This window comes from Paenibacillus ginsengihumi DSM 21568, from assembly GCF_000380965.1.
GTDB lineage: Bacteria > Bacillota > Bacilli > Paenibacillales > NBRC-103111 > Paenibacillus_G > Paenibacillus_G ginsengihumi.
In genome coordinates, this window is record NZ_KB905586.1 from 42,143 (window position 1) to 49,030 (window position 6,888).

7 protein-coding genes are annotated in these 6,888 nt (G+C 55.5%); 5 read left to right on the plus strand and 2 right to left on the minus strand.

Annotation, left to right across the window (positions count from 1 at the left end; translation table 11 throughout):
* The first annotated feature begins 167 nt into the window (after positions 1-167).
* From F591_RS0117945 to F591_RS0117955, 3 genes are all read left to right on the plus strand, one after another.
* Positions 168-1,328 (plus strand): mandelate racemase/muconate lactonizing enzyme family protein, encoded by a 1,161-nt coding sequence (locus F591_RS0117945; protein ID WP_019536002.1) that lies wholly within the window; start codon positions 168-170, stop codon positions 1,326-1,328.
* A gap of 72 nt (positions 1,329-1,400) precedes the next feature.
* A complete protein-coding gene (locus F591_RS0117950; RefSeq protein ID WP_019536003.1) occupies positions 1,401-2,426 on the plus strand; it encodes a zinc-dependent alcohol dehydrogenase in 1,026 nt (341 codons plus the stop codon).
* A gap of 94 nt (positions 2,427-2,520) precedes the next feature.
* Positions 2,521-3,267 carry an HAD family hydrolase gene (locus F591_RS0117955; RefSeq protein ID WP_019536004.1) on the plus strand — a complete coding sequence of 249 codons (747 nt, stop codon included), beginning with the start codon at positions 2,521-2,523 and terminating at the stop codon, positions 3,265-3,267.
* Positions 3,268-3,401: 134 nt separating this feature from the next.
* Here F591_RS0117955 and F591_RS0117960 read toward each other — a convergent pair whose 3' ends face one another.
* The gene (locus F591_RS0117960) at positions 3,402-4,019 is read right to left on the minus strand and encodes a GntR family transcriptional regulator (RefSeq protein WP_019536005.1); all 618 of its coding nucleotides are present in this window, start codon (positions 4,017-4,019) and stop codon (positions 3,402-3,404) included.
* A gap of 231 nt (positions 4,020-4,250) precedes the next feature.
* Here F591_RS0117960 and garR point away from each other — a divergent pair, with 231 nt between their 5' ends.
* Positions 4,251-5,165: a 2-hydroxy-3-oxopropionate reductase gene (gene garR / locus F591_RS0117970; protein WP_281166710.1), complete on the plus strand. Its 915-nt coding sequence runs from the start codon at positions 4,251-4,253 to the stop codon at positions 5,163-5,165.
* A gap of 55 nt (positions 5,166-5,220) precedes the next feature.
* Positions 5,221-6,564: a GntP family permease gene (locus tag F591_RS0117975; RefSeq protein WP_019536008.1), complete on the plus strand. Its 1,344-nt coding sequence runs from the start codon at positions 5,221-5,223 to the stop codon at positions 6,562-6,564.
* 109 nt (positions 6,565-6,673) lie between these two features.
* Here F591_RS0117975 and F591_RS32365 read toward each other — a convergent pair.
* The coding region (locus tag F591_RS32365) for a hypothetical protein (protein ID WP_211217601.1) at positions 6,674-6,888 on the minus strand (215 nt) is incomplete at its 5' end.

Sequence of the window (6,888 nt, forward strand, 5' to 3'; positions counted from 1 at the left end):
CCACTCTCCATGAATTCATAACTATAAATACAATAACGGACCAAACATCTGATGTCAACAATCACAAAAATGTGTAAACAAAATTGTTATTGTTGACAATTACAATGAGCTGGATTAATCTAAAGGTGCGCAGCTGTACAATCATCATGATATAAAGGAGCGTTTTTATGAAAATTATCGATGTGATCACGACGCCTGTGTTGATTCCGTTCAAGAAGCCTGCGAAATGGTCTGGCGGCACGCGTAGAAATGCGCCTGCGCTCATCATCCAGCTGAAAACGGACGAAGGCTTGATCGGATACGGCGAATGCGTCGGCCCGACGATTCCGACCATTCAAACCGTCGTCGAGAAAGAATTCAAGCCCTTCTTGATCGGCAAAGATCCTATGCAAACCGAATTGATCCTGCACCAACTGGAAGAGTATATTTTGAATTGGTCTCAAATCGGCTATTACGCTCTCGCCGGCATCGATATCGCGCTGCTGGATCTCAAGGCGAAAATATTGAATACGCCGCTGTATAATCTTCTTGGCGGACTTTATAGAGAGGAGGTTCGTTTCGCGGGCTACTTATTCATCGACGATCCTCTTGTCAATGCCAAGGAAGCGGAAGCGTTGGCGGCTCAAGGATACGACGAGATCAAGATCAAGGTAGGCCGCGAGGTGGACTACGACACGCAGCGAATCAAAGAAATTCGCCGAGCCGTCGGCCCGCATGTCAAGTTGAGAATCGACGCCAATCAAATCTGGAGCGTGCCGACGGCCATCCGCGCGATCAAGCAAATGGCGGAATACGACCTGCAGCTGGTCGAGCAGCCGGTGCCGTATTACGATATCGACGGGTTGGCCGCAGTCAGCCGCGCCGTGCCGGTCCCGATCACGGCAGACGAATCCTGCACCAATTTCGATTCGGCGCTCAAGCTGATCGAGAAGGGGGCCGTATCGGCGTTCACCGTGTACCCGTCCGAGGCAGGCGGCTTGTTGAAAGCGAAGCAAATTGTTGAGCTGGCCAACAGCTACGGAATATGGTGCGTGACGGGGTCCTGGGCCGAAACCGGTATCGCGACCATGGCCAATGCCCATCTCATTGCCTCCTCCCGCAACTTTGTCTTTGCCAGCGATACTCATTACGAATGGTACTCCTCGGATGTGCTGCGCAGCAGACTGCAGTTCGCGAACGGGAAATTGTCCATGACGGAACAGCCCGGCCTCGGCATCGAGCTTGCTCCCGACTTTAACGGGCTGGCCAAACAAGAGATCCGGGAGATGGTGTTCTATGATGACGAGTCGGCGACGGCGTATCAGCCGCGCATCGGCATGATCCTTTAAGGATCGGCAGGATGCGGAGTTCGCAGGCGACAATGGCTGCAGCCTGAACGATGCGCAGAAAGGTGACAAGCGATGCCCAGAACGATGCAGGCTCTTGTGTGGCACGGTGCCGGCGATTTGCGAATAGAGGACGTTCCGGTTCCGCGAATCGGGGCACAGGAAGTGCTGGTGAAGGTGCAGTATGCGGGGATTTGCGCCACCGACCGGGAAATTTTCAACGGACAATATCCGTTCCCTCCCAGTTACATTTTAGGACATGAAATATTCGGAACGATACACCGGGTTGGTACCGGCGTCGAGCATTTGCAAGCGGGAAACCGGGTCGTGATCGACCCGGCCATTCCATGCGAGACATGCAGCGCTTGCCGCAGCGGGCGTTCGGAATTTTGCCGGCATTACCGCGAGCTCGGCATCAATGAAGATGGAGGATGGGCCCAGTTTGTGAAAGCTCCTGCGCGATGCGTATACCCCATCCCTGATGCGATCAGCGATAGATCCGCGGCGGTGATTGAACCGTTGGTCTGTCCGTTCGGCGCCGTTCATGCGGCTGGCGTGGAGACCGGGGACCATGTGCTCGTCATCGGCGATGGACCGGCCGCCATGTACTTCGTGCAAATTGCCCGGATGATGGGGGCGGCATCGGTGTCGGTTTCCTATAAACTGGACTCGCGGATACCGGCCCTGAGACAATGCGGCGCAGCGTATTTTGCCGAAAGCGGCGGCATTCAGGAGTTGGCCGGTACGAAAGCCGGCCGCGCCCATGGCGGCTTTGATCTTGTCATCGATGCCGTAGGCGGCTCGGAAACGGTCAGGCAAGCCGTCGCCATGGTGCGAGTCGGCGGGAGAATCATTTTATACGGCTTACAGGAAGCCGAATCGAAGGCTTTTCCGCATCAAGAAGTGATTTTGAAAAATGTAACGATCTATGGCCGAACCAACGCGCCGACGCTTTGGAACAAAGTATTGGAATGTATAGAACACGGCTTGTTGTCGATGGATTTCATTCCCGATCGGGTCGTTGATCCGCATGAAGTGCCTAAGCTGCTGGCAAAGCCGCAATGGCCATGGTTGAAATGTGTGGTACAATGGAATGGATAGACTCTTGTGACGGGCAATCGCCCATCATCGGCCGTTGACCTGAGGTATTGCACATTCGCCGCCGGATTTTGTTTCGACAGGGAGGCAGACGAGGATGACAGAACCGAACGTATATATTGGAGGAAAAGCAACCAACGTCAAATGCGTTGCATTCGATAAAGACGGCACGCTGTTCGATGCGGCCTGCTTTTGGCGCTATATCGATCGTTTGCGGCAAGAGGAATTCGTAGCCAGGGTGGGGAGCGAGCATCGGCAATCATGGAGCCGTCTGATGGGGCTCACCGACCAATCGATCGATCATCAGGGCGTGCTGGCTGTCGCGACGACGGCGGAAGAAATCACCATAACCGCCGGTCTGATATACCAGTTGAAAGGCTGGCCGTGGGTCCAGTGCAAGCAGCTGGCGGAGGAAATATTCAGAGAAGCCGATAAGAACATGGAGCTCGATCAAGCGTTCCGCCGGGCGGAGGGAGCCCCGGAAGTTATTCATGCGCTCAAGGAAGCGGGGATTTATGCCGGCATTGTCACCTCCGATGCGCTCCCGCGTACGCAAGCCTGCATGCGCCTGCTGGATGTTGCCGACCGGCTCGATTTCATCATTACGCCGGAACAGGTCGAGAACGGGAAGCCGGCCCCGGATATGGTTCATGCCGTGTGCGACAGGCTGGATATCGCGCCGTCCGACATTGCGGTCGTCGGCGATTCTTTGGTCGATCTGAGGATGGCCAAGGCAGCCGGAAGCCTGGCGGTCGGCATCGTCACCTATGAAGGGTCGGCCGAAGCGCTGGCTCCGGAAGCGGATATATTGATCCGCTCGCTCGGCGAAATACGCGTTGGTTGACATGCGTCATCCAGGCCAGGATAAGCGCCGATGACGAACCAACCTCTCGTCATCGGTCGTCGCCTGTGGTGTTGATAAAACTATCCTAAGACTGCTTTGCGGCGCTCTGCCGAGAGCAGTCTTTTCATATTCGCCTATCGCCGGCCCAAATGCAAATAAAAATCGAGGTCCGCCTGCAAATGCTCCTGCATCAGCCGTTCGGCCCTGGCTGCGTCGCGGGCGCGGATCGCATCCAGAATGCTCTGGTGCTCGTCGATGAGGAACGGGCGCTTGTAGTAGACGACCGCCTTGCGGAACAAGTAAATGATGGACTGCATGCGGTCGATAATGCTCACGATTTCGGGATTGCGGCTGGACTGCACGATCAGGTCGTGAAACTCCTTGTTTGCCAGCATCGTCTCTTGATCGTCGCCTTTGCGGGCGATATCGATGCACTGCTGCAGCCTGCCCAATGTCGCTTCATCCATATAAGAAGCGGCGCAGCGCGCGGCGAAGCCCTCCAATAAAATACGCACCTGGAAAATATGCCGCAGCTCCTCGTCGGTCGGATTGACTACGCGCTTCTTCTTGATCAGCCCTTCCTGCTCCAACCTCCGGATCGATTCCCTGACCGGGGTGCGGCTTACTCCCATTTCCGCGGCCAAACGCTCCTCCACCAGCTTCATGCCGGCCGGCAGCTCGCCGTTTAATATTTTATCGCGAATCTGCTCATAACAGTGAATATACGCCGCTTGGGGCGATGGTTTGTTCATTTCGACGTTCCTTCCTTCGCTGCTCGCCGGAGTCCGGTTAATCTCAATACCGCAGGTGACGACCGATGACAAAACGAAAGGAATCGCTCGTCGTAGGCGTCTATTCTTAAATTATAAGGCGAAAGATCAGGCGTTCCAAGTGGTTATTTTCAAAGTTGTATTCAATTTCGATAAAATTGTATACAAATTTAAAGTTTTTGTGTACAATATGATTGTGATCACAGTTCAATATTGACATACCGGGAGGAACGACAAATGAAAATAGGCTTTATTGGCCTAGGCATCATGGGAAAACCGATGGCCAAAAACTTGCTCAAGCATGGATACGCTGTCATCGTCAACGATATCAATGAGCAGTCCGTCGGCGAGCTGGTGCAGGCTGGCGCGGCAAGCGAAGTCTCTCCGCAAGCGGTTGCCCGTGAAAGCGATATTATGATTACAATGCTGCCTAATAACGAGATTGTCCGCAGTGTCATTCTCGGCGATAACGGCATTGCGCAAGGCGCAAAATCCGGGTCGGTCGTCGTGGACATGAGCTCGACGTCTCCCGTCGTGGTGCGGGAAATTGCCGCTCGTTTGCAGGAGCAGGGAATTCCGATGCTGGACGCTCCCGTGAGCGGCGGCGAGCCGAAGGCGATCGACGGCACGCTTTCGATCATGGTCGGTGGAGACGAAGCGGCATTCGAGCGGGTGAAGCCGGTTTTGGCCTGCATGGGCAAAGACGTTGTCCGGGTCGGCGCGAGCGGCAGCGGGGCGACCGCCAAGCTGGCGAATCAGATTATCGTCAACGTCAACATTGCCGCGATGTCCGAGGCGCTGGTGCTGGCGGCTAAAGCAGGCATCGATATCGAAAAAATGTATGAGGCGATTCGCGGCGGCCTGGCGGGAAGCGCCGTCCTCGACGCGAAGGTGCCGATGATCGTGGAACGCAACTTCAAGGCGGGCGGCCGCATCGACATCAACCTGAAAGATTTGACGAACGTCATGGAAACGGCCGAATCGCTCGCGGTTCCGCTTCCGCTGACCGCTCATGTCAAGCATGTTTTCGAGACGCTCAAGGAAGCCGGCAAGCAGGCGGATGACCACTGCGGCGTGGTGCAATACTATGAAAACTTGGCCGGCACGATTGTCCAGAAAAGCCGCTAATATCCCGCGCCGGTCAATTGCAAAATCTATTCACACCATATTGGGGGAAACATAAATGCTGACAGGTCCTATGCTTATGGTTGTATTCCTTATCGCATTGGCCTTCTTGTTCCTGCTCATTATCAAGTGGAAGGTCGAGCCTTTTCTGGCTCTCACCTTCATCGCCTTCGGCACGGCGATCGCCATCGGCATGCCGCTGAAGGAGGTGCCGGGCGTCGTCACCGCCGGATTCGGCAATACGCTGACCGGCGTCGGCATATTGATCGGGCTTGGCGTCATTTTCGGACAGTTTCTCGGAGCATCGGGCGCTGTCGAGAAAATTGCCGTGGCGCTGCTGAAGCTGTTCGGCATCAAGAAATCGCCGGCGGGCCTCGCCATAACCGGCACGGTTGTATCGATACCGGTCTTTTTCGACGCGGCCTTCGTCATCCTGAGCGGTCTGCTCAAGAGTCTGGCCACCCGTACGGGGATCGCAGTGATGACCTTTGTAACCGCTCTCGGCATCGGCCTGATTACATCGCACAACATGATTGCGCCGACGCCGGGACCGCTGGTGGTGGCGGAGAATACGGGGGCCGATCTCGGGCTGTTCATCTTGTACGGCATCATCTGCGCAATTCCCGCGACGCTCGTCGGCGGCTACCTGTACGGCATGTTCATCGGCAGACGCGTTCAGGCGAATGTCGATAAGGAGGAGCAGCCGGCGGCAGAGCCGAATTCCGCGCGCAAAGAGATCAGCACGACGCTGTCGTTCGGCATGCTGCTGCTGCCGATCGTGCTGATCCTCGCCAATACGGTGAGCAAAATGCTGTTCCCGGGTACGGCGATCCAGACGTTCTTCGAGTTCGTCGGCGACAAAAATATTGCGCTGCTGATCAGCGTGCTTGCCGCCGTTATATTCCTCAAGCCGTACATTGCGGAAAAGTACAGCGATCTGTACAACGAGGCGATCAGCTCGGCCGGCATGATTATTCTCATCACCGGAGCGGGCGGGGCGTTCGGGGCCGTTATTAACAAGAGCGGCATCGGCGACTACCTGATTGAAACGATGCAAGGCTGGAGCATTCCGGTACTGCTCCTGGCGTTTATTTTCTCGCAAATTTTGCGCGCGTCCCTCGGCTCCTCGACGGTGGCGCTGGTTACGACCTCCAGCATTATGGGGCCGCTCGTCGCCGATTTGGGCGTGTCGCCGATTTTGCTTGGACTGGCCATCTGCGCCGGCGGCATCGGTCTGTCGCTGCCGAACGATTCCGGCTTCTGGGTCGTCAACCGGTTCGGCAAGCTGACGATCACGGAGACGCTGCGGGTGTGGACGTTGGGCGGCTTTATCGCCGGTCTGTCCGCGCTGGCGGCAGTGTATGTGCTGAGCCTGTTCAGCGGTATTTTGCCGGGGCTGTAAAGAAACGTCCGGCACCATCAGAAGATGAAAATGGGCCGCGGGACCGGGGCTATTTCCACGAGAGCCAGCAAATGTTGTATTTTGTACAACAAAAATGGGGGGATAACCCCTATTTGCGGCTCAATGTTGTAAAAAGTGCAACAATTTGGGCGATATTCCCGGATTTGAAGCCGACCGCTCCTAAATTGTTGCACAAAATACAACATTCTCCTTCTTCTGGGGCGAAGAGGACAGTAAATGTTGCATTTTTTGCAAGATTTGTTGTCTCATGTGCCCGGTGTAGCCCTGGGAGGGGCCGCGGGCCTTGCGTTATTTTCAAGATAG

What these genes read in the sequence shown, in the direction of transcription:
- F591_RS0117945 (WP_019536002.1), top strand. Translation starts at nt 168, where the DNA reads ATGAAAATTATCGATGTGATCACGACGCCTGTGTTGATTCCGTTCAAG.
- F591_RS0117950 (WP_019536003.1), top strand. Translation starts at nt 1,401, where the DNA reads ATGCCCAGAACGATGCAGGCTCTTGTGTGGCACGGTGCCGGCGATTTG.
- F591_RS0117955 (WP_019536004.1), top strand. Translation starts at nt 2,521, where the DNA reads ATGACAGAACCGAACGTATATATTGGAGGAAAAGCAACCAACGTCAAA.
- F591_RS0117960 (WP_019536005.1), bottom strand. Translation starts at nt 4,019, where the DNA reads ATGAACAAACCATCGCCCCAAGCGGCGTATATTCACTGTTATGAGCAG.
- F591_RS0117975 (WP_019536008.1), top strand. Translation starts at nt 5,221, where the DNA reads ATGCTGACAGGTCCTATGCTTATGGTTGTATTCCTTATCGCATTGGCC.